Source organism: Bacillus sp. 05T31, assembly GCF_056396725.1.
Genome location: NZ_JBFTMA010001328.1, coordinates 1 through 507, shown reverse-complemented (window position 1 = coordinate 507; position 507 = coordinate 1). Strand labels below are relative to the sequence as shown.

Annotated in this window: 1 protein-coding gene; it reads right to left on the bottom strand. The window is 32.5% G+C overall.

All coding sequences use genetic code 11. The features are described from left to right. A partial coding sequence (locus AC1DJR_RS33155; RefSeq protein ID WP_477004587.1) for an MBL fold metallo-hydrolase occupies positions 1-367 on the bottom strand: 367 nt, incomplete at its 3' end. Positions 368-507: the final 140 nt, after the last annotated feature.

The following is a 507-nucleotide window of genomic DNA, read 5'->3' as shown; positions in this document are numbered from 1 at the left end:
GAATTTCATAAATTTTTGCTTTACGAAGTAATCCGTGCTCTTCTAATTTGTTTTTATCTTGAAATTGAACAGCATATGTATTTTTACCGATTATGTTTACTTGACGTAATAGATAAGGAATTCCACCGATATGATCTTCGTGACCATGTGTAATGAATAACCCTTTAATTTTATCTTCGTTTCGCACAAAATAAGTGTAATCTGGTATTACATAATCGATCCCGAGGAGTTCGTCTTCTGGAAATTTAATTCCAGCATCAATTATAATAATTTCATCTTGAAATTGAACAGCATATGTATTTTTACCGATTTCACCAAGACCACCGAGGGCAAAAACGGCAGCTTGATCATTTTTTAGGAATTTCATATTCGTCTTCTGGAAATTTAATTCCAGCATCAATTATAATAATTTCATCTTGAAATTGAACAGCATATGTATTTTTACCGATTTCACCAAGACCACCGAGGGCAAAAACGGCAGCTTGATCATTTTTTAGGAATTTCATA